The 20587-nt window shown below is 57.2% G+C and carries 18 protein-coding genes and 1 pseudogene; 11 read left to right on the top strand and 8 right to left on the bottom strand.

Going from position 1 to position 20587, the window contains the following annotated elements:
* Positions 1-10 precede the first annotated feature (10 nt).
* Entirely contained in the window at positions 11-721 is a 711-nt protein-coding gene (locus AC2FI7_RS13435) for a GntR family transcriptional regulator (RefSeq protein WP_010440994.1), read from the bottom strand.
* A 105-nt stretch (positions 722-826) separates the two neighbouring features.
* On the opposite strand from AC2FI7_RS13435, the gene AC2FI7_RS13430 reads away from it, so the two are divergent.
* The 6 genes from AC2FI7_RS13430 to AC2FI7_RS13405 are packed head-to-tail and all read left to right on the top strand — an operon-like array spanning position 827 to position 6399.
* Positions 827-1981, top strand: a complete 1155-nt coding sequence (locus tag AC2FI7_RS13430; protein WP_010440997.1) for an LLM class flavin-dependent oxidoreductase — start codon at positions 827-829, stop codon at positions 1979-1981.
* Entirely contained in the window at positions 1981-2871 is an 891-nt protein-coding gene (locus tag AC2FI7_RS13425; protein WP_010440999.1) for an aldo/keto reductase, read from the top strand. Before AC2FI7_RS13430 ends, AC2FI7_RS13425 begins: the two co-directional genes overlap by 1 nt.
* Complete coding sequence (locus AC2FI7_RS13420) at positions 2871-3386, top strand: flavin reductase family protein (protein WP_010441001.1); 516 nt, start codon at positions 2871-2873, stop codon at positions 3384-3386. The genes AC2FI7_RS13425 and AC2FI7_RS13420 overlap by 1 nt, the downstream gene beginning before the upstream one ends.
* A gap of 53 nt (positions 3387-3439) precedes the next feature.
* A complete protein-coding gene (locus AC2FI7_RS13415; RefSeq protein WP_010441003.1) occupies positions 3440-4027 on the top strand; it encodes a TRAP transporter small permease in 588 nt (195 codons plus the stop codon).
* Positions 4028-5317 (top strand): TRAP transporter large permease, encoded by a 1290-nt coding sequence (locus AC2FI7_RS13410; protein WP_010441005.1) that lies wholly within the window; start codon positions 4028-4030, stop codon positions 5315-5317.
* A gap of 20 nt (positions 5318-5337) precedes the next feature.
* Positions 5338-6399 (top strand): TRAP transporter substrate-binding protein, encoded by a 1062-nt coding sequence (locus AC2FI7_RS13405; RefSeq protein WP_010441007.1) that lies wholly within the window; start codon positions 5338-5340, stop codon positions 6397-6399.
* A 30-nt stretch (positions 6400-6429) separates the two neighbouring features.
* Here AC2FI7_RS13405 and AC2FI7_RS13400 read toward each other — a convergent pair whose 3' ends face one another.
* Complete coding sequence (locus tag AC2FI7_RS13400; RefSeq protein WP_010441009.1) at positions 6430-6900, bottom strand: tetratricopeptide repeat protein; 471 nt, start codon at positions 6898-6900, stop codon at positions 6430-6432.
* Between the two features lie 15 nt (positions 6901-6915).
* Between AC2FI7_RS13400 and AC2FI7_RS13395 the strand changes: the two genes are divergently transcribed.
* Entirely contained in the window at positions 6916-8184 is a 1269-nt protein-coding gene (locus AC2FI7_RS13395; protein WP_496833430.1) for a cytochrome-c peroxidase, read from the top strand.
* Between the two features lie 210 nt (positions 8185-8394).
* Complete coding sequence (locus tag AC2FI7_RS13390) at positions 8395-9567, top strand: acetate/propionate family kinase (protein ID WP_010441012.1); 1173 nt, start codon at positions 8395-8397, stop codon at positions 9565-9567.
* 219 nt (positions 9568-9786) lie between these two features.
* Here AC2FI7_RS13390 and gph read toward each other — a convergent pair whose 3' ends face one another.
* A complete protein-coding gene (gene gph, locus AC2FI7_RS13385; protein WP_010441013.1) occupies positions 9787-10455 on the bottom strand; it encodes a phosphoglycolate phosphatase in 669 nt (222 codons plus the stop codon).
* Between the two features lie 221 nt (positions 10456-10676).
* On the opposite strand from gph, the gene hemP reads away from it, so the two are divergent.
* Both hemP and AC2FI7_RS13375 read left to right on the top strand, forming a co-directional pair.
* Positions 10677-10844: a hemin uptake protein HemP gene (gene hemP / locus AC2FI7_RS13380; protein WP_010441016.1), complete on the top strand. Its 168-nt coding sequence runs from the start codon at positions 10677-10679 to the stop codon at positions 10842-10844.
* Entirely contained in the window at positions 10841-11317 is a 477-nt protein-coding gene (locus tag AC2FI7_RS13375; RefSeq protein ID WP_010441018.1) for a hypothetical protein, read from the top strand. Before hemP ends, AC2FI7_RS13375 begins: the two co-directional genes overlap by 4 nt.
* 46 nt (positions 11318-11363) lie before the next feature.
* On the opposite strand, the gene AC2FI7_RS13370 is transcribed toward AC2FI7_RS13375, so the two are convergent.
* The 5 genes and pseudogenes from AC2FI7_RS13370 to AC2FI7_RS13350 form a co-directional block, all read right to left on the bottom strand.
* Positions 11364-14429: an aminotransferase class III-fold pyridoxal phosphate-dependent enzyme gene (locus tag AC2FI7_RS13370; protein WP_496816179.1), complete on the bottom strand. Its 3066-nt coding sequence runs from the start codon at positions 14427-14429 to the stop codon at positions 11364-11366.
* A gap of 104 nt (positions 14430-14533) precedes the next feature.
* Positions 14534-15406: an NAD(P)-dependent oxidoreductase gene (locus AC2FI7_RS13365; protein WP_010441022.1), complete on the bottom strand. Its 873-nt coding sequence runs from the start codon at positions 15404-15406 to the stop codon at positions 14534-14536.
* Positions 15407-15507: 101 nt separating this feature from the next.
* The gene (gene cueR / locus AC2FI7_RS13360; protein ID WP_010441024.1) at positions 15508-15897 is read right to left on the bottom strand and encodes a Cu(I)-responsive transcriptional regulator; all 390 of its coding nucleotides are present in this window, start codon (positions 15895-15897) and stop codon (positions 15508-15510) included.
* A pseudogene (locus tag AC2FI7_RS13355) lies at positions 15894-18368 on the bottom strand (heavy metal translocating P-type ATPase). The gene cueR and the pseudogene AC2FI7_RS13355 overlap by 4 nt, the downstream one beginning before the upstream one ends.
* Before the next feature lie 111 nt (positions 18369-18479).
* Complete coding sequence (locus tag AC2FI7_RS13350; RefSeq protein WP_010441026.1) at positions 18480-19112, bottom strand: pyridoxamine 5'-phosphate oxidase family protein; 633 nt, start codon at positions 19110-19112, stop codon at positions 18480-18482.
* A gap of 211 nt (positions 19113-19323) precedes the next feature.
* On the opposite strand from AC2FI7_RS13350, the gene AC2FI7_RS13345 reads away from it, so the two are divergent.
* Positions 19324-20481 (top strand): acyl-CoA dehydrogenase family protein, encoded by a 1158-nt coding sequence (locus AC2FI7_RS13345; protein ID WP_010441027.1) that lies wholly within the window; start codon positions 19324-19326, stop codon positions 20479-20481.
* Positions 20482-20587: the final 106 nt, after the last annotated feature.

Genomic DNA, 20587 nt, shown 5'->3' with positions numbered 1-20587 from the left:
GCAGTTCCTTTTACTTCAGGCGTTGAACGTATTTGGCCCGATCCGGATCGAACCATGTTTTTGAAAACTCGACAGGTTCGGCTTTCTCAGACCAGCTGAACCGTTCGATGTAACCGACCGTGTGTCCGGCAGATTTGGTGAAGCCTTCAGGCGTCCAGTCGGGCAATGAACCGATGGAAACGCGATCCTCTGCCCGTGTAATCCAGAAGCCAAGCTGTTGCTGGTAATAGCGATAAAGTGAGTCGGACAGCAGGTTCTGGTCGATGGTCCCAGCCGATTCGTCCAGCCAGATTTCCTCGACCGCGATGATTGTGTCATTCAAATAGCGCATCCGGCGCACCCGCGAACCGTGATCAGACAGGCCGAATTCCGGCAGGTCTGCGGGCTTTTGCAGATGATCAACCGATAGGATATCAGCGCGCGGCAACCCGCCGCCTTCGGGTAATTCCAGCCGGAACATCGCATAGACGCTGTTCTGCGTTCCAGTCTCGCGGATGTAGTTGCCCGAACCCTGAATACGCTCCAACATGCCTTTTTTCTCAAGCTCGGCGAGGGATTTTCGCAAGGTCCCGACTGAGACATTCAGGTTCGAAGCCATGTCTCGTTCGGGCGGAAGACGTTCACCATCAATCAGGCGACCCGCCGCGATATCACGGATCAGCAGCTCTGAGATCTGGACATAGATAGGCAGGGCATTTGGGTTGCGGCTGTTGGAGGACATTGAGGGCGCTTCACTCGGTCGCAGGAAAAATTGATATACTATTGATCTACATCAATGCGCTTGCTACGCAAGAGGAAAGTCAAAGATGTACGGAGCGTGAATCAAATGACCATCGTCCCCATCACATCCCCCGACCTGGATGCGGCCGAGGTTTCGTGGTTTGCAGCGCTCTGCTCGGATGACTACCAGTTTCTGGGTGTGCCCGATGGTGATCTGCGATCCAGTTGGGAGCATTGCTCGGGCATCGTTAAAGAGGCCGAGGCGCAAGGTTTTCGCAACATCCTTTGCCCATCGTCATATCAGGTCGGACAGGACACCCTGAGCTTTGTCGCAGGGTGCGCGCCGATTACCGAAAAAATCAACCTACTGGCCGCCGTGCGCTGTGGTGAGATGCAGCCCATCATGCTGGCCCGTACCATCGCGACGCTGGACCACATGCTCAAGGGGCGGTTGACGGTCAACATCATCTCGTCCGATTTCCCGGGCGAAAAAGCCGACAGTGCGTTTCGCTATCAGCGTTCGCGCGAAGTGGTTGAGATTCTGAAACAGGCCTGGACGCAGGATGAGATTAACCATGCGGGCGAGGTCTACAATTTTTCGAGCCTGACTACGGACCCGGCCCGGCCTTACCAGGCTGGTGGCCCACTTCTGTATTTTGGCGGCTACTCCCCGTCTGCTTTGGACCTGTGCGGCGAGCATTGCGATGTCTATCTGATGTGGCCAGAAACCAAGGATCAGTTGGCCGAGAGGATGAAAGCCGTTCATGCCGTTGCCGAGAATTACAATCGTACTCTGGATTACGGTCTGCGCGTCCACATGATTGTTCGCGATACCGAGGCTGAGGCACAGGAATACGCCGACTACATCGTTTCGAAACTGGATGACGAATACGGTCGCGCGATCCGCGAGAGGGCGTTGGACGCGACATCGTTGGGTGTGGCGCATCAATCCAAGAACCGTGATCTGGCGGATGAATTTGGCTATGTCGAACCCGGCCTGTGGACCGGCGTCGGTCGCGCGCGTTCGGGCTGTGGTGCTGCGCTGGTCGGTTCGACCGATCAAGTTATGTCTAAGATTGAAGAGTATCAGAAGCTGGGCATCCGCGCCTTCATCTTCTCGGGCTATCCGCACATGGACGAGGCCAAGCATTTTGGCGCCCGCGTGATGCCCAACCTGAAAACCTGCTCGCTTCCCGAAGCCTACGGACGCGTGCCAGCAACCACCCCGGCGACCCCGCTGGGCAACGGAGTTCGTCGCTAATGCAACGTGTGAAACTATCTGACACGCTGGAAATGAGCCGCCTTGTCTATGGCATGTGGCGCTTGGGTGATGACAGTGACACCTCGACAGCGCATGTCGAGGCCAAGATACAGGCTTGTCTGGATCAAGGGATCACCACCTTCGACCAGGCAGATATCTACGGTGGATACGCAGCCGAAGCTGTTCTGGGCAACGCCTTGCGCGCCAATCCCAGCCTGCGCCAGAAGATGGAGATCGTCACCAAATGTGACATCGTCGCGCCAATGGGTCGCTATGCGGAGGCCAAGGTCAAATACTACGACACGTCGCGCGCGCATATTCTGAAATCGGTGGATACGTCTCTGTCGGAAATGGCGATTGACCACATCGACCTGCTATTGATCCACCGCCCTGATCCAATGATGGACCACAATGAAACCGGTGCAGTGCTGGACGAGGTGGTTGCCAGTGGCAAGGTCGGGGCTGTAGGCGTGTCAAACTTCCGCCCTTGGGATTGGTCTCTGCTGCAGTCGGCAATGAAAACCCAGTTGGTCACCAATCAGATTGAAATCTCGCTTGGAGAAATCGGCCCGTTCACTAACGGTGATCTGGCGTTCCATCAGCAGCATGGACATCCGCTGATGGCGTGGTCCCCGCTTGGCGGCGGCCTTTTGATGGCCGGGAACCCTCCGGTCGGTGTTGTAGCGGATGAGATCGCCGCAGAATTCGGCGTGGACCGAGCGGCAGTGGCCGTTGCCTTCCTGCTCGCGCATCCGGCAAACATCCTGCCGGTTCTGGGCACAAATAATCTGGGCCGCATCAAGCGCGTCTCGGATGCTTTGAAGGTCAAGCTGGATCGTGAAAGCTGGTACCGCCTGTATGAGGCGGCGCTGGGACATGAGGTGCCCTGATGAATGCAATCTCGCGCGATATGAACCATACATTCGTCCCGCATAAAGACGACACGCGCACCCTGCGCGATGCCTTTGGTCGCTTTGCCACCGGTGTTACGGTCGTGACCTGCGACAGTGAGGATGGCCCGATCTGCATTACGGCCAACAGCTTTTCGTCACTGTCGCTGGACCCACCACTGGTGATGTGGGCGGGCGATCGTAATTCGCGCCGGTTCCGGTATTTTCACACGGCACGCCATTTTAGCGTGCATGTCCTGTCTGCTGAACAGGCCGAGCTGTGCTTTGGCTGTTCAAAAGACGCCCATGCGCTGCGTGATATCGAACATGACCGTTGCGAAAACGGCACCCCGTTGTTGCCGGGCAGTCTTGCCCGGTTCGAATGCGAGCAGCACGCTTATCACGATGCGGGCGATCATGTGATCGTCGTGGGCAAAGTTCTGAAGGTCAGCATGGCGGATGGAGACGCGCTGACTTTCTTTGCCGGAAAACTCGGCCAATTCGCGCAGAGCTAAGCGCGATATGACGATTGCGGGGCAAACCCGCAGCTGAACAAGGGAGGATCCGCATGGGCGGACTGGCATCGGCGCTCGCGCCGATTGCATTCGTGAACGAAACCGTGCTGCGATTGGGCCGCGCGGTTGGTGTCGTTGCGATTGCAGTCATGGTAATCGCAATCCTGATCCAAGTGTTCTTTCGATACGTTCTGGGCAACGCCCTGCCGTGGCCGGATGAGGCTGCGCGGTTCTGCATGCTCTGGATGACGGGTCTGATGGCCCCCACCGCTTTCCGCCGTGGAGGGTTCGTCGCCATCGACATGCTTGCGCGTTTCCTGCCGCGTGCGCTTGGCCTTTCGCTCAATCTGTTCCTGCTGCTGATCTCGCTGGCCGTCCTGCTGGTTGCGGTCAATATCGGCTGGTCCGAGGTGACGGGCTTTGGTGGCCGGTTCGCCACTGCGGCGTTGTATTTGCCTACCTCTTTGGGGTTTGATGAATGGTATCGCATCCCGCGCAGTTGGATGATGGCCTCGCTGCTGGTGGGGATCATCCTTCTGATCTCGGTCAATATCGAACTGATCCTGCGGTCCATCGTGACCATGCTAGGCGGAGCACATCTGTTGCCCGAAATTCCCGAAGCTGCGGTGGGGGCTGAATAAATGCTGATCTGGTTCCTGCCTACATTCCTTGTCTTCCTGCTGATCGGCCTGCCGGTCTTTTTCGCGCTACTGGCTGCACCCGGTATCTTGCTGTGGCTGAGTGGCCAAACCAACGACATCACGCTGCTCTATCGCAATGTCTATAACGGCATGGACAGCTTCCCGCTGATGGCTATTCCGTTCTTCATGCTGGCCGGAGAGCTGATGAATCGCGGCGGCATCACCATTCGCCTGGTCGAGTTCAGCCAGGCCCTGATGGGCCACCTGCGGGGCGGTCTCGCACATGTGAACGTCCTCAGCTCAATCCTGTTTGCGGGCCTTTCCGGGTCCGCCGTGGCGGACACCTCGGCGCTGGGTTCGATGCTGATCCCCGCGATGGAGAAGCAGGGCTATACCCGCAAATTCGCCGCAGCGATCACGGCGGCCAGTTCAGTGATCGGGCCGATCATCCCGCCCTCGGGCATCATGATCATCTATGCCTATGTCATGGGCGAAAGCGTGGCGGCCCTGTTCCTAGCAGGTATCGTGCCCGGTGTGATGGTTGGCGTTGGGCTGATGCTTATGATCAAGGTCATGGCCGATCGTTATGACTTCCCTGTCGCGAGCCGTAAATACACTTGGCCCGAACGCCGTCAGGCCAGCCTTAAGGCCTTCTTTCCGCTGATGACACCAGTGATCATTCTAGGTGGTATTCTCGGCGGTATCTTCACCCCCACCGAGGCCGCCGCCGTGGCTGTGGGATACGCTTTCATCATCGGTTTCTTTATTCTGCGCACACTTACCTTGAAGGAAGTTCCTGAAATACTTAGCAACGCGGGTATGACCTCGGCGGTCGTCTTGCTGTTGGTGGGCGCGGCAATGGCGTTTAAGACGGTGGTCAGCCTCAGCCATGCGCCGGAACAGTTGGCTTCGCTAATCCTCAGCCTATCGGAAAACCCGCTGATCCTGCTGTTCCTGATCAACCTGCTTTTGTTCATCGTGGGTATGTTTCTGGACGCAGGCCCGGCGATCATCATCCTTGGCCCGATCCTTGGTCCGATCTTCACCAGTCTTGGTGTCGACCCGATCCATTTCGCCATCATCATGAGCGTCAACCTGACCGTTGGTCTGGCCACACCGCCAATGGGCCTGGTTCTGTTCGTAGCCGCCGCAGTGTCGCGGGAGCGGGTAGAAACCATCGCCAAAGCCATCCTGCCGTTTCTGGCAGTCGAAATCATTGTGATCTTCCTGATCACATACATCCCCGCACTATCCATGACGATCCCGAGGATAACGGGATTTGCAAACTGAGTTTCACAGGGAGGAAACGCATGCTCAGAAGATTTATCAAAACCGCAGCGGTGGCCACATCGTTGGTGGCTGCATCCGCGATTGCCGCGACAGCCGCCGACTACACGCTACGCGCCACAGCAAACTCGAATGAAAACGACGAAGACTATGACGGTCTGGTCGTTTTCAAAAACTATGTCGAGGCGGCCTCGAACGGAGCCATTGAGGTTGAGCTGTTTATCGGAACGCAGCTTTGCTCGAACGGTGCCGAGTGCCTGCAGGGCGTGGCGGATGGCACCATCGACATCTACATCTCCACCTCTGGCGGCGCGTCGGGCATCTTTCCTTACGTGCAGGTTCTGGACCTGCCATATCTGATGGCCGATGACCGCATTGCCGAACACGTGTTGTCAGGCGATTTCACCCGCAAAATGCGCGACATGGCGCTGGAAGATTCCGGTGGCGCGATCCGCTTGATGACCATTGGCAACACCGGTGGCTGGCGCAACTTCGCCAATACGCAGCGTCGTGTTGCCGAGCCTGCCGATATGGAAGGTCTGAAAATTCGCACAGTCGTGGCCGACCTGCCACAAGAACTGGTTAAGGCTCTTGGTGCCTCGCCGACCCCAATCCCGTGGCCGGAACTGTTCACCAGCTTCCAGACCGGTGTGGTTGAAGGATCCAAAAACGGCATCACCGACATCATGGGCATGAAATTCCCCGATGCGGGTCTGCAATACGTCACGCTTGATGGTCACGCTTACATGGGTGCGCTGTGGTGGATGAACAACGCCAAATTCCAGGAAATGCCCGAGGACATGCGTCGCGTTGTCGTGGATGGTTTTTATGCGCTGCAGCAGGCCACCTTTGCCTCGCCCAAGCGCAAATCGATCCAAGCGTACGAAGATTTTGTTGCTGGCGGAGGTGATCTCTACGTACCTACACCCGAGCAGAAAGCCGCGTTCAAAGAGGCTGCAACGCCGGTCTATGCCTGGTTCCAGTCAAACGTGGCACGCGGGGACGAAGTGTTCACTGCGCTGACCGAGGCCGTTGCAGCGGCTGAGGAGGATGTAAACGCCTCGCGTGATGCGGATCTGAACTAAATTGTTGGGTCGGGCCTTTGGGCTCGGCCCTCACCGAAACGGGTACATCCACCCTTTGTAGTCGTTGACCAGAACATGCGCCCTTTCGATCTGCTCCGGCGACATCTTCTTGACCACTTCCTCAAGGCTGATCGCCGCATCGGGATCGCCGCCGATCGCGCTGAGCGTGTACCACATGTAGGCTCGCACCAGATCAGGCGCAGGCATGCCCAGACCCAGCTCATAATACCAGCCGATGCCGGATTGTGCCCCCGGATGCCCCTTCATCGAGGCGCGCAGATACCATTCGAACGCGCGCTCATAGTCTTGCTCTACCCCAAGACCCAGCCCGTACATCACACCGATCAACTCTTCGGCTTCGGCATTGCCGGATCGCGCCGCTGGCAACAGTTCTTCGCGCGCGGCCTTAAACTCCCCGGCTTCCATAAAATCACGCGCCTGTTCCAACTCGGCCAGCGCCGGAGTCGCAAGCAGATAAAGGGCAAATACAAACTGACGCATGGGGTTTCTTTCCTCTTGGCCGGGGCCGCGGTGGCTCAGGATTTGCCGCGCCCGCTGACGGATACTGATTTCATTCCCTTTGATATGGAACAGGCCGCTATCGGTCATCAACTGTTTTACGATCCGATCCTATCGGGTAATCAAAACATTGCTTGCGCTCATTGCCATCACCCGGATTTTGGCACCTCGGATGGGCTGTCTCTGGGCATCGGCGAAGGCGGGCAAGGGCTTGGCCCGGACCGCACGCCCGGCATCGGGGCGGACAAGATCCGCAAGCGAATTCCGCGGAACTCGCCGGGTTTGTGGAATCTGGGGGCCAAGGAGATCCATACGGTTTTTCACGACGGCCGCCTGAGTATTTCGGACGTTTACGGCAACGGCTTCAATTCACCTGCACAGGAGTGGCTGCCGGAAGGATTGAATTCCTTATTGGCCGCGCAGGCGCTGTTCCCGCTGACTTCGCAGTTCGAGATGGCCGGCAATGTCGCCGAAAATCAGGTGACGGGCGCGGTGCATGACCGCATCGACAAAGGTTGGCCGATCCTCGCAAAGCGCGTTCGCACCGACCCTCTCTATGGCCCAGCCATGGTCAGTGCGTTTGATGAAATCGACACGACCGAAGACATCACGATTACCCAGATCGCCAACGCGCTGGCCGCGTTCATGGCATTGGAATGGCGCAGCACAGACAGTCCGTTTGATCAATTTCTGGCCGGCGATCGTTTGGCTCTGACGCCACAACAAAAAGAAGGGATGTCCTTGTTCTTTGGCGACGCGGGCTGTTCTTCCTGCCACTCTGGCCCATTGCTTTCGGATCAAAGATTCCATGCATTAGGGTTGCCTCCGTTTGGTCCGGGGAAAACCCGTCAGTGGGATCCTTATGCGCGCGACGTGGGCCGTGTGGGTGAAAGCAATCGCCTGGAAGACGCCTATCGGTTCCGCACGCCAATGCTGCGGAACGTCGCCAAAACGGCACCCTATGGTCACAACGGTGCGTTTCCCGATCTTGAAGGTATTGTACGCCATCACCTGAACCCGCCGGAAAGTCTTGCGACATGGACCTCAGATATGGCTGCCCTTCCCGAAGTGCCGTGGCTGGAACGTGTCGACTTCATCGTCTGGGAAGACAGCTTAGAGATGGCTCGCCAGCGCCGCAAAATCGATATTACCCCGCAAAATCTGACGGATGATCAGATCGCCGACCTAGTTGCCTTTCTTCATGCTCTGACGGGAACGACGCTTGATACGCCGCTCTTTGGTGTGCCCGAGGGCTTTGAACCCTAGAAGAGCTTGGCCATGTCATTGGACATTTGCTTGAAATCTCATAATGCTCCGGTCAAATCCACCGCCGAGAGATTCAATGCATTGCCACTACAATCCAAATGATCAGTTACAGAATTGCGATATTGCAGATCTGACGCGGCGCTTCACAATACAGGATGCAGCTGCCTTGGACGCGACTCTGCAACGGGAACGTATATCGGGTAGATTCTGATGGACCATATCATTACTCTGAATTCGGGTTCGTCTTCACTCAAGTTTGGGTTGTTCACAACCACCGGAGACGATCCGGTGCTGATCTGCTCGGGTGAGGTTGAAAGCATTGGCAGTGCAGCGGCACATATCAGCGCAAAGACCACGGATGGCCGGGTACTTGTTGATACCACGTCCGAGGCTCTGCACGATCAGGCCAGCGCACTGGATTACATTCTGGATTTTCTAGAGCGAGAGTTCCCGGCTGCACGTGTGGCAGCCGTTGGGCACCGCATTGTGCATGGCGGGCCGGACAATGATCGACCGATATTGCTGACCCCCGATAGTTTGCAGGTGCTTGAAAAGCTCGAGCCTTTTGCGCCGTTGCACCAGCCTTACAATCTGCACGGCGCACGCGCGGCGATGGAAAGGTTCCCAGATGCCAAGCAGGTTGCCTGTTTCGATACGGCTTTTCACCGCCATCACCCCTGGGTCAATGACACCTTCGCATTGCCGACCGAGTATTACGACATAGGCGTTCGGCGTTATGGCTTCCACGGGTTGAGCTATGATTACATCTCGGACCATCTGGCCAACACCGCCCCACTAATTCACGGTGGGCGCGTGGTTGTAGCCCATCTTGGTAACGGTGCCTCGATGTGTGCCATGATCGCAGGCCGCTCGGTCGGGTCGAGCATGGGATTTTCGGCCATGGATGGTTTGCCTATGGGCACGCGCTGCGGTCAGTTGGATCCGGGGGTTGTGCTGTATCTCATGGATCAACAGGGCATGAATGCGGACGAGATATCGGATCTTCTTTATCGCAAATCCGGGTTGCTGGGACTTTCGGGTATGACCAATGACATGCGCACACTCGAGGCGTCGAATACGCCGGGTGCGCGTAATGCAATCAACTATTACACCTTCCGGATACGCCGCGAACTAGGTGCATTGGCCGCCGTGCTGGGTGGGCTGGACGCGGTCGTGTTTACCGGTGGGATCGGAGAGAACTCGACCTACATCCGTGATCGCATCTGCACCGATATGGGATGGTTGGGCATCGAGCTGGACCATGATGCAAACGCTGATAACAGGCGGGTTATTTCCACCGATTTGTCGCGCGTGAAATTGATGGTCATTCCGACAAATGAGGAATTGGTAATAGCGCGTGCGGCGGCTGCGCAGATCGGTTGAATCTTCCCTTACGAAGCGCGCCGGTTTGAAGATTCTTTCTGGGATCAGACAAAAATGTTTCGACACTACGGGAATCCCCCAATTTCGCGATTCCCATGGATGCGTTAACTTTTGATTAACTACCGGGCCAGTGTGCCCAACCACTTTCACTAATTTCCCCCGATGAGGGGCTGGCTTCCTACCCCCTTGGCCGGCCCCTCAACTTTTTTGGGACTAGGCTCACACCGTATCGTTTTGAAGGATTTGCCGAACGAGTGCAGGCAGCTCGGCGCTGTCTTGATAGCTGAGCGTGTGCGGCAGGTCCGAAATAGGTGATTTGCGATAGCCTTGTTCAAATAGCAAAAACGGTACCCCTGCACGCTGGGCTGTTTCGGCATCAACCTCGCTGTCACCGACAAAGATGGGCGGGCCAGCAGCCTGCAGTGCCTCAAAGCTGGCGTTCAGATGCGCTGGGTCGGGCTTGCGGATATCCAAGGTGTCGCCGCCAAATACCGTGTCGAAATAAGGCTGCAGCTTCAATTCGCTCAATACATGCCTGGCCGGCGCTTCGGGTTTGTTGGTACAGACCCCAAGAGCACAACCCATTTCACGCAGTTCTTCCAATGCCTCAAAGACTCCGGGGTAAACGACGGTCTGGTCGCACGCGCCCGCATTGTAGTGCGCTAAGGTAAGCTGCGTCAGTTCCGCGTGCCGATCCGGCTCTATCCCGCAATGGGTCATTACACGCTCGACCAATTTAGGCAGGCCGTTTCCGACGAATCTACGGATTGTGTCATTAGGCAAGGCCGGATGCCTTTGATCATCAAGCATTCGATTTGCTGCAGTAGCGATGTCGGCAAGGCTGTCTACCAAGGTGCCGTCCAGGTCAAATACAACGACTGCCGTCATCTGCGAATCCACCTATAACTATTGATGATTAGTGCCTAGGTCGCAATTCGTGACGACGCAATGGAGAGCCGAATAATTGGCTTCAAAACTGTGGCTTGACAAACCTTACTATTTTTATCAGATTAATTTTACGAAAAGATAGCCAACCCTATTCAGGGTCAGCCAGATCAAGCGAAACAAACCGACAGGCCACGTGCCAAAGACGCTCTGGAGATGCCCCGATGAACATGCAAACACCCTCCTCGACGCAAAGTTATGCTGTTTCAATGCTGCCGGCTCATAAAGCAGAAGATCTGACAAACGGTGGCAATCTGGCCCATATCGAGCTGGGCGATCAGCTTTATACACTGCGCATCACCCGCGCAGGAAAACTGATCCTGACCAAATGAGTGCACCTTCTTCGCGCGGCGGGGCGGCCGTCGGCCGCCTGTCAGACTTGAGCCCCATTGAGGCCGGTGCAGTCATGTATCTGCGTCTCTGGGGTGAAGGTGACAAAGGCCGCGCCAACGCTGCTAGTGATTTCGACATCGCGCTGGGCGCAGATCAGGGCCATGCCACGATGCTGACGTTGGATCGGCTGTGTTCACTGTGCGCGCATCACGGTCGCCGCCCGCTAGTGCGCCATGGTTTGGGTTGCGCGTGTCTGGGGGCTGATGAGAACTGCTTTGCGCAGATGATCGGCGCCGCGTCCGAAGGCGCGCGCGAGGACGCGATGATGATGGCCTCGCTGATTGTGCGACCTGATTTTGCCCCAGCATTGGCCTCATTGTCCGAGGAACTGGGGCTGGCTCTACGCCGGATGATTAAAGCGGCACCTTTGCCGACGACAGGGCACCAACCCCCAAATGCGGTGCTCCACTGATCGGTGGTAGCAAAACCCCGGCCATTTTGCCGGGGTTTTGTTTTACTCAGCAGCAGCCACAGCCTGCATGGTGGTGGTCGTGATCGCATTCGAGGGCGGGGCAATAGTCCCCAACCTCCGCAAGAACTTCCCGCAACGCCCAGAGGATCATGTCCACATCTTCCGCTTCGATGGTCAGCGGCGGCCGGATTTTCAGGATGTTGTCCTCCGGCCCCTCGCTGCCAATCAGGATGCGGTGATCGCGCATCCGATTTTTAACGTAGCTACAGATCTCGTCACTTTCCGAGCCATCCGGGTTGATCAGTTCTACGCCCAGAAAAAGGCCCATACCGCGCACATCGCCAACGCAGGCAAAGTCTGCTTCAATTTGCCTGAGGCCGTCCATCAGGCGAGCCCCCATGACGCGGGCATTTTCTTGCAATCCTTCGTCGTCGACAATGTCCAGCACCTCTTTCCCGATCCTGCAGGACAGGGTTGAGCCGCCAAAAGTAGAAAAGAACTCGATCCCGTTGTCGAAGCTTTGGGCGATCTCTTTGGTGGTGACCAACACGCCCAGGGGGTGGCCGTTGCCGATGGGTTTTCCCATGACCACGATGTCAGGCAGCGCGCCCTGATGTTCAAAGCCGAAGTAATGTTCACCCAATCGCCCAAGACCAGTCTGAACCTCATCTGCGATACAGACCCCGCCGGCAGCGCGGATTTTCTCGTAGACAGCAGGCAAATAGCCCTTTGGCGGGATGATCTGCCCGCCGACCGAAGGGAAGGTTTCTGCGATAAAGCCCGCAAGGCCGTGGCCTTTCGCCTGTAATGCCTCAATCGCCGGATCAACCAGATCCGCAAACCTCCGGGCACGGTCGGGATCGTCACGGCGGAACGAACCGCGATAGTCATTTGCGACCTCAACCAGTTCCACCCAATCGGCTTGCCCAACCCCTCGGGGTTTGTTGAACTTGTAAGCTGAGATCGCCACCGCTGCGTTTGTGTTTCCGTGATAGCCGTGATCCGGCGTCACGATACCCTTCGCCCCGGTATGCGCGCGCGCCAGCCGCAAGGCCAGTTCGTTGGCTTCGGTCCCCGAGTTGACAAAGAAACAGACCTCAAGGTGATCTGGCAGTTTCGACAAAATCTTGTCAGCAAATGCGGTCTGCGCAGGATGCAGATAGCGGGTGTTGGAGTTCATCCTCTTCAGTTGATCCGCCGCGACCGCTTGAATGCGCGGATGTGCATGGCCCACATGGGGCACGTTATTGTATGCGTCCAGATAAGGCCGCCCCCACTCATCGAACAGGTGATGCTTCCAACCGCGCACCAGCATGACCGGATCGTCATATGTTAGGCTGAGGTTGCCGCCAAAGTGATCGCGTCGGTCTTGCAGAATAGCTTGCTTGTCGGTTGGGCGATAGAAAACCTTCTCATCCGACAGGTTCAACAAAGCCGCCGGGTTGGGGCACACCGCGTTCCACAGTTCCATCTCATCCGGGTCGGCAACTCCGGGCCAGTCGGCCTGCATCCCGTCGGTCGTCAGTGCCAGTTGGAAATGCACATGCGGGGCCCAGCCACCATTCTGGCTGGCATTGCCCAGCCGGGCAAAAGCCGCACCCTGAGCCACCGGATCACCGGGTTTCAAACGCTCGCTTACTTCGGGGTCCAGATGGCCGTATAGCGTATAGAACGCGTCCCCCTCGGGTGTTTCGTGGTGCAGGATCACCACCCCACCGTAATCGAGATGAGCGTCCCGGTTCTCAACCACCTCGACCCGACCACTCAGCGGCGCATGAAGCACTGTTCCGGCTGGTGCAAACACATCCAACGCCAGATGCACGGTGCGCCGATCCGACGCTTTCCACGGACCCTTGCGGAACCCTGGCTCCGCATAGATCAGGCGGGGTTCATTGTAATAGCCAAGCCAGAGGCCCTCTCCGAATTCCTCTCCGACTCGAGCCGCCTCAGCAAGCGGCATGTGGAATGGATTTTGTGGCCATGTCGAATTTTCCACGGACAACGAGCCCATCGGCACATCGCTTAAATCCTGCCCGAACATCTGTGCGAAATGCCCGCGATGGCTGGACAGGTAGGTGTGGACGCGCTCGGCACCGTCAACTACCGGCAGGCCACAAGCGGCGCGCAGGCGGGCTGGCATGAGCGCGCCATTGATCTTCGCGTCCTCCAGGAATCGCCACGCCGGAGCCTGGCTGATTGTCACATAAGGGTCGTCCGGGTTCTCGGCCGCCATCAGAGTCGAGTTCACCACCGACACTGCCAGCCGCATCTGCAGAAGGGGCCAGATCAGATCGATTTCATCAGGTCGCAAACGGTTGGCGGCGTGATAGCCACGCACCAACGCGGCCAATGCGCGTTCGGGTTTCGGGTGGTCCAGAACAACATAAGCCCCAGCAATGGCCAACTCGCATACACGCGGTGCCGCGCACATATCACCAAGGTCGATCAGGCCCGAGACGCTTCGACGTTCGCTCAACTCACCTTCAACAAGGATATTGTAGTCATTGGCATCATTGTGGATCGCCTGTTTAGGTAAGCCGTTCAGCTGATCACCGATGGCATCAAATTCCAAAGCTATCTTTTGCAGACGTGCGCGCCTTGCAGGATCAGAAATTGCCTCCAGTCGATCAACAATCCAACCCGCTTGGGTCAGGTCCCATTTGAAATCTGCACGACTTAAGCCCTTGTGCTTGAACGCCTCCAACGCCCGGTCCGTTGCGCCTAGAATACGCCCCAGCTTGAGGATCAGGTCCTCGTTTTTTGGCACACTGCGGGCAAAGCACTGCCCCGGCATTCGTTCAAGCATCCAGACCAGCCGCGGTTGCCCGTCCGCGTCAGCAATTTCAGGCAACATGGTTCCGTTCAAATCAGAAACAACGTCAGGAAACGGCAAGCCCGGAGCCTCGGCATCGAGATGCTTTAGTGTTTTGATCTGCAAATCCACCAGATCGGCGTCACATCCGGCCCGCATTACTTTGAGCACATAGTCCTGCCCATTCGTGGCCTCGACTAGAAAGTTGAGGTCATATTCCCCATCCAACCGCGTTAGACGGGCTTCCAGCCCCCAGTTCTGACGCAGCTTTCCAGCCCAATATGCATTCAGATCGCCCATGCATTACCCCATGCCATTCCCAACTTGATCCCCTTCATCTGGCCAAAAATACTCTCGGGGGGATCGCGCCCCGGTGCGATGGGGGGCAGACAGCCCCCCTGCCGTCAGCTCAAAGCACGCAGGCGTTTGAACAGCGAGGACGTATCCCACCGGCCGCCGCCCAGTTTCTGCACATCCTTGTAGAATTGATCGACTAGCGCGGTAACGGGCAGCGATGCGCCGGTCTCATTTGCTGTATTCAGGCAGATCCCCAAATCCTTGCGCATCCAATCCACGGCGAAGCCATGTTCGAAGTGGTCATCCAACATGGTCTCGTACCGGTTTGCCATTTGCCAACTGCCCGCAGCGCCCTGGCTGATTACCTCGACGACAGCACGGCCATCCAGACCGGCCTTCTCAGCAAAATGCAGCGCTTCGCTGAGGCCTTGCACCAGCCCAGCAATGGCGATCTGATTGCACATCTTCGTCATCTGGCCTGCACCGTTGTCGCCAATGCGGCGGCAGATCTTGGAATAGACCTGCATCACCGGTTCAGCTGCGTCATAGGCCTCCTGATCGCCACCACACATGATCGACAATACACCATTCTCGGCCCCGGCCTGACCGCCCGAGATCGGGGCATCCACAAAAGCGATCCCATCAGCTTTGCCAGCTTCGTACAACTCGCGCGTCACTTTGGCGGATACCGTAGTGTGGTCCACAAAGATCGAACCTTTGGCCATTCCGTGAAAGGCCCCATCCTCACTTGTGCACACCATGCGGAGATCGTCGTCGTTGCCGACACAGGCCATCACGAATTCTGCCCCTGCTGCGGCTTCACGCGGGGTGAGCGCCATGGTTCCGCCATGCTGGGCAACCCAGGCCTCTGCTTTGGATGCGGTGCGGTTATAGACTGTGACGTCGTGACCGGCGGCCTGAAGGTGCCCGGCCATCGGGTAGCCCATGACGCCCAGACCAAGGAAAGCGATTTTTGCCATGTGATGATCCTCTTTGTAATCCGTCCCAGGCCTCGACGGCACTACAGGGCGAGATGTTCAGCAGAGACAAATCAAAGGTTGGGCTAAAGGGCAACCCTGCGTCACAGTTTGCCGCCCAAGTCTTTCAGAATCGGGCAATCAGGACGGTCGTCCCCGGCACACGCATCGACGAGATGGCTAAGCGTTTGGCGCATACCTTTGAGATCAGCAATTTTGGCGTCAATCTGCGCCAGATGATCCCGCGCAACGCGTTTTACGTCAGAGCTGGCCCGGGTCTCATCCTCGTAAAGGGCCAGCAATGTGCGGCAGTCTTCGATGGTGAACCCGAGCGTTCGGGCGCGACCCAGGAAATTCAGTTTGTGAATGTCCTGATCGCGGAACCGACGATACCCATTGTTGTCGCGCAGCGGTTTGATCAGGTTGATGTCTTCATAGTAACGGATGGTTTTGACGGGCAGGCCCGTATGGGTCGAGACCTCTCCGATGTTCATGCTACCGCCTCCCGTCGAAGTGAATTGTCACTGGCCGCCGGCACGCTGGTCCGGATGCGCCGCAGCCGCAGAGCATTGGATACGACAAAGACGCTGGACAAGGCCATGGCCGCGGCGGCCAGTGCGGGGGACAGTAGATAACCGCCTAACGGATATAGTGCTCCGGCTGCGACCGGGATCAGCAGCGTGTTGTATCCGAAAGCCCAACCGAGATTCTGGCGAATATTGCGCATCGTGCGCTGGCTGATTTCGACCGCGTTTGCGACACCGCGCAGATCGCCCGACATCAGCACGACATCCGCGGTTTCGATTGCCACGTCAGTGCCGGTTCCGATTGCCACACCTATATCAGCCCTTGCCAGAGCAGGCGCGTCGTTGATGCCATCACCAACAAAGGCGAGCGTTCCAAACCTGGTTCGCAACTTTTCGATTGCGTCAACCTTCCCCTCCGGCAGTACCTCGGCGGTGACGTGGTCAATGCCCAGCTTATCGGCCAGCGCCTGTGCGGTTTGCGCGTTATCGCCGGTGACCATGGCGAGGGTCACACCCATCTCATGCAGTCGGGTCAGTGCCTCGGGCGTGCCCGGTTTGAGTGGGTCTGAAACTGTCAGCGCAGCAGCGGCTTGTCCGTCAATCGCTACATAGATCGGTGTAGCCCCTTGGGCTGCACGTATCTGCGCATCAGGCCGCAGGCTACCAAGGTCGATGCCGGTCTGTACCATAAGGCGGTCAGACCCAATCAATACAGAATGCCCCTCGACCTGCGCACGCAAGCCCAACCCTGTCAGGGAGTTGAATTCCTTCACGTCAGGCAAAATGTCAGGACCTGCGCGAGTTATTGCGGTAGCGATAGGGTGTTCCGATCGCGCCTCAGCCACCGCGGCCAGGCGCAGGACTTCGGCGCAGTCAAAGCCGTTTGTTGTCGCAATCTCTTCCAGTTCGGGCCGACCCAGAGTCAGCGTGCCAGTTTTATCCAGGGCGATGACTTTGGCTTGTTGTAACTGCTGTAATGCATCGCCCTTGCGGAACAGCACGCCCAATTCAGCTGCATGCCCGGTACCCACCATGATCGAGGTCGGCGTAGCCAGACCCATCGCACAAGGGCAGGCGATGATCAGCACCGAAACCCCGGCCACCAGTGCCAGCGGTAAAGCCGGGGCGGGCCCAAAAATCAGCCACGCAACAACCGTCAATAAGGCCACACCTATCACCGCAGGTACAAAATAGTAGGTGATTCGATCCACCAGCGTTTGAATGGGTAGCTTTGCCCCCTGTGCCTGTTCGACGAGTCTGACAACCTGCGCCAGCACGGTATCCGAACCTACATGCGTGGCCCGAATGCGAAGGGCACCTGTTCCATTCACCGTTCCTCCGACCACCGGATCGTTCTTGGCTTTGCCGATGGGTATGGGCTCACCGGTAATCATGCTCTCATCTACCTACGAGGTTCCGTCCAAAACGTTGCCGTCCACAGGAACGCGCTCACCCGGGCGGATCTGAATGATGTCACCCACGATGATCTCAGCGATAGGCTGGTCTTGGGTTGTTCCATCCCTCTCGACCCGTGCAGTTTTGGGTTGGAGTCCGGCCAGTTTGCGAATTGCTGCACCTGTTCGCCCTTTTGCGCGAGCCTCCATCAGACGGCCCAGCAGGATCAGTACAACGATGACTGCCGCAGCCTCGAAATAGACATTGGCGGTACCTTGCGGCAGAACCTGCGGTGCAAATGTCGCGAGGACCGAGTACAGATATGCCGTGCCTGTCCCCAAAGCGACCAGCGCGTTCATATCGGGGGCGCCCCTCAGCAGTGATGGGATACCTTTGGTGTAGAACACCCGGCCAGGACCGACAAGCAGCGCTGAAGCTAGGGCCAACTGGATCAAATAGCTTGTTTGAAGGCCGATAGTAGAATGAACCCAATGGTGAAATGCAGGGATCATATGCCCGCCCATTTCCAAAACAAAAACCGGCAAGGCCAACATGGCCGCAAACACCGTCGCGCGCCGCAGTCCCGCAAACTCATCTATTTTGCAATTATGATTGGATCCGTCCTCGACCTCCGGGCGCGCCGGATACCCCGCTTTGGTCAAAGTTTTCGCAAGTAATGCCGTTTCGGTTACACCCTCGGCATAGGTCACTGTGGCGCTTTTCGTGGCAAGATTGACTGCCACATCTGACACACCCAGGCTTGACTGCAAAATACGCTCAATCCGCTTCACGCACGAGGCGCAGGTCATGCAATCGATGTCCAGACGTATCTGTCTTGTCGCCGCGGGATAGCCCGCCGTGTTGAGCGCGTCTAGAATCTCGTCGAATGAGGCCTCATGGGTGATATCGGCCGTCTTGGTCGCGAAGTTGACTTCGGCGGAGCACACCCCGGGTGTCGCACGCAATGCGCCCTCGACCCGGCCAACGCACGAGGCGCATCCCATGCCCGGAATCCTGATCTGTGTATGCAGTAACTCGGCCATTCGTGGCGTCCTGGTAATGTACTTTGGTCTCGATATAGAGTCTCCAGTCACTGGAAGGTCAAGACACTGTTCTCAACTGCGCGTCACCGTCGCACCTGGATTGAAGTTGATCTACGCGCCGGAAGCCTTGAGCTCGGCCAACTCGCGTTGCAGCCGCTGATTTTCTGTCTGTAAATCAGCCAGTTGCTTGCCCAGAGTGTTTAGGTGGGGCCGTAGCTCGGCCTCGGTGAAGCGGGGCGTGATATGGCGCGGGCAGTTCCAATCGAGCGCCTCAACTTTGATGATGGCAGCACGCTCTGCCTCGGTCTCCGAGCCGTCGACATAGAGATTGGTTGCGGCCTCAACACCCTCGGAAAATGTCATCCGCCCTAGGATCTTGAGGCGACGCTGGTTCGCGTAATCCATCAGAATCAACGCTACGCGGTCATTTCCATCAAGATTTCCGCGCGAGATGTACTGCTTGTTTCCCGACAGGTCAGCGTAACCGATAGTTTGCGGGTCCAGCACTTTCGGGAACCCGACCGGTCCACCGCGAAACTGAACATACGGCCACCCTGTTTCTGATACGGTGGCTTGATAAAATCCGTCGCGTGCGTGAATGAACGCCTCTTCTACCGGTCCGATTTGATGGCCTTGCCGTGGCCCGGATTCGAGGAATTTTGAGTAGGTTTTGGTTGATCCCATCCGCTCTTGATGGGTGCGCACTGCGGGCGTGAAGGTCAGTTCAGAAAAGGCGCGGGGCATTTTTGCGGTCTCCTGAGACTTTCGCGGATTGTCTTCAATATGGATGACAATTGCGTGGGCTGTCAGATGTGGGAACGCAGAAGTGAACAGGGCCGGAAACTGGACCAAAGACGTTGCGTAGCAACGCTTTTCGACGCCACGTCACATGGATTGGAAGGAATCGCACACGCAGATAGCCTTAGGTCAAACACCTGATCTGGAGAGCTTATTGATGTCGCTTTTTACCAGCACCGCAGCCTGGGTTACTGACGAACACCGGATGTTTGCCGAGATGGCCGGCCGTTTCATGGACGATGCTTTGGTTCCCAACACAGAGAAATGGGCCGAAGACGGCGTGGTCGATCGGGACTTTTGGCTGCAGGCGGGTCAGACGGGTCTGATGGCCGGTTCGATTGCCGAGGAATATGGCGGTGTTGGTGGTGGAATGGGCTTCGATTCTGTCACCCTGTACGAACAGACCGCACGCGGTGATGCTGGATGGGGATATGGCATTCAGTCCATCGTGACTCATTACATCACGACCTATGGCAGTGAGGATCAGAAACACAAATGGCTGCCAAAGCTTGCCTCGGGCGAGATGATCGGAGCGCTTGCCATGACCGAGCCGGGTACCGGATCGGATGTGCAGGCAGTGAAGACTACGGCTGAGAAGGATGGCAATTCGTATCGGCTTAAAGGCTCCAAGATATTTATCACCAACGGGCAATCGGCTGATCTGGTCATCGTGGCGGCGAAGACCGACAAATCCCTTGGGGCAAAGGGTGTCTCGCTGATTGCCGTCGAAACCGAAGGAACCGAGGGATTCCGCCGGGGACGGAACCTCGAAAAGCTTGGGATGAAGGGCAACGACACGGCAGAATTGTTCTTTGAGGATGTCAAAGTTCCAATGACTAACCTGCTGGGCCCAGAGGAGGGGCAAGGGTTCTATCAGCTGATGAAACAGCTGCCGTGGGAAAGGCTGACCATCGGGATCATGGCGCTGGGCGCGATCGACTTCGCAATATCTGAGACAGTGAAATATGTGCAGGAACGCAAAGCCTTTGGCCAGCGGGTGATGGATTTCCAGAATACCCGTTTCAAGCTGGCCGAGTGTAAGACCAAGGCCGAAGTCCTGCGCAGTTTTGTCAATGACTGCATCGGCAAACTAGAGGCCGGTGAGCTGGACGCAGCGACAGCATCGATGGTGAAATACTGGGGTTCAGAGGTGCAGAACGAAATCATGCATGAATGCCTGCAACTGTTCGGCGGCTATGGCTTCATGATGGAGTACCCGATTGCGCGGCTCTACGCGGATGCGCGGGTGCAAATGATCTACGGTGGCACCAATGAGGTGATGAAAGAGCTTATCGCCCGTTCGCTGGACACCTAAGGCGAGACACTCCCGCCCGTCGTCGACATTCCTTGCAGAACGTCTCCTCCCGTTGGGCCAGGCAGGCGCGGGCGCAGCCCGCGCCTGCCTGGCCCCTGCCGTCCGC

This window comes from Ruegeria sp. YTSA064, from assembly GCF_059610325.1.
The sequence above is the reverse complement of the archived record's forward strand: the minus strand, read 5'-3'. Positions and strand labels throughout refer to the sequence as shown.

Bases quoted from the DNA above. Each gene is read 5' to 3' on its own strand.
- AC2FI7_RS13435 (WP_010440994.1), bottom strand. From the start codon at position 721: ATGTCCTCCAACAGCCGCAACCCAAATGCCCTGCCTATCTATGTCCAG.
- AC2FI7_RS13430 (WP_010440997.1), top strand. From the start codon at position 827: ATGACCATCGTCCCCATCACATCCCCCGACCTGGATGCGGCCGAGGTT.
- AC2FI7_RS13425 (WP_010440999.1), top strand. From the start codon at position 1,981: ATGCAACGTGTGAAACTATCTGACACGCTGGAAATGAGCCGCCTTGTC.
- AC2FI7_RS13420 (WP_010441001.1), top strand. From the start codon at position 2,871: ATGAATGCAATCTCGCGCGATATGAACCATACATTCGTCCCGCATAAA.
- AC2FI7_RS13415 (WP_010441003.1), top strand. From the start codon at position 3,440: ATGGGCGGACTGGCATCGGCGCTCGCGCCGATTGCATTCGTGAACGAA.
- AC2FI7_RS13410 (WP_010441005.1), top strand. From the start codon at position 4,028: ATGCTGATCTGGTTCCTGCCTACATTCCTTGTCTTCCTGCTGATCGGC.
- AC2FI7_RS13405 (WP_010441007.1), top strand. From the start codon at position 5,338: ATGCTCAGAAGATTTATCAAAACCGCAGCGGTGGCCACATCGTTGGTG.
- AC2FI7_RS13400 (WP_010441009.1), bottom strand. From the start codon at position 6,900: ATGCGTCAGTTTGTATTTGCCCTTTATCTGCTTGCGACTCCGGCGCTG.
- AC2FI7_RS13390 (WP_010441012.1), top strand. From the start codon at position 8,395: ATGGACCATATCATTACTCTGAATTCGGGTTCGTCTTCACTCAAGTTT.
- gph (WP_010441013.1), bottom strand. From the start codon at position 10,455: ATGACGGCAGTCGTTGTATTTGACCTGGACGGCACCTTGGTAGACAGC.
- hemP (WP_010441016.1), top strand. From the start codon at position 10,677: ATGAACATGCAAACACCCTCCTCGACGCAAAGTTATGCTGTTTCAATG.
- AC2FI7_RS13375 (WP_010441018.1), top strand. From the start codon at position 10,841: ATGAGTGCACCTTCTTCGCGCGGCGGGGCGGCCGTCGGCCGCCTGTCA.
- AC2FI7_RS13370 (WP_496816179.1), bottom strand. From the start codon at position 14,429: ATGGGCGATCTGAATGCATATTGGGCTGGAAAGCTGCGTCAGAACTGG.
- AC2FI7_RS13365 (WP_010441022.1), bottom strand. From the start codon at position 15,406: ATGGCAAAAATCGCTTTCCTTGGTCTGGGCGTCATGGGCTACCCGATG.
- cueR (WP_010441024.1), bottom strand. From the start codon at position 15,897: ATGAACATCGGAGAGGTCTCGACCCATACGGGCCTGCCCGTCAAAACC.
- AC2FI7_RS13350 (WP_010441026.1), bottom strand. From the start codon at position 19,112: ATGCCCCGCGCCTTTTCTGAACTGACCTTCACGCCCGCAGTGCGCACC.
- AC2FI7_RS13345 (WP_010441027.1), top strand. From the start codon at position 19,324: ATGTCGCTTTTTACCAGCACCGCAGCCTGGGTTACTGACGAACACCGG.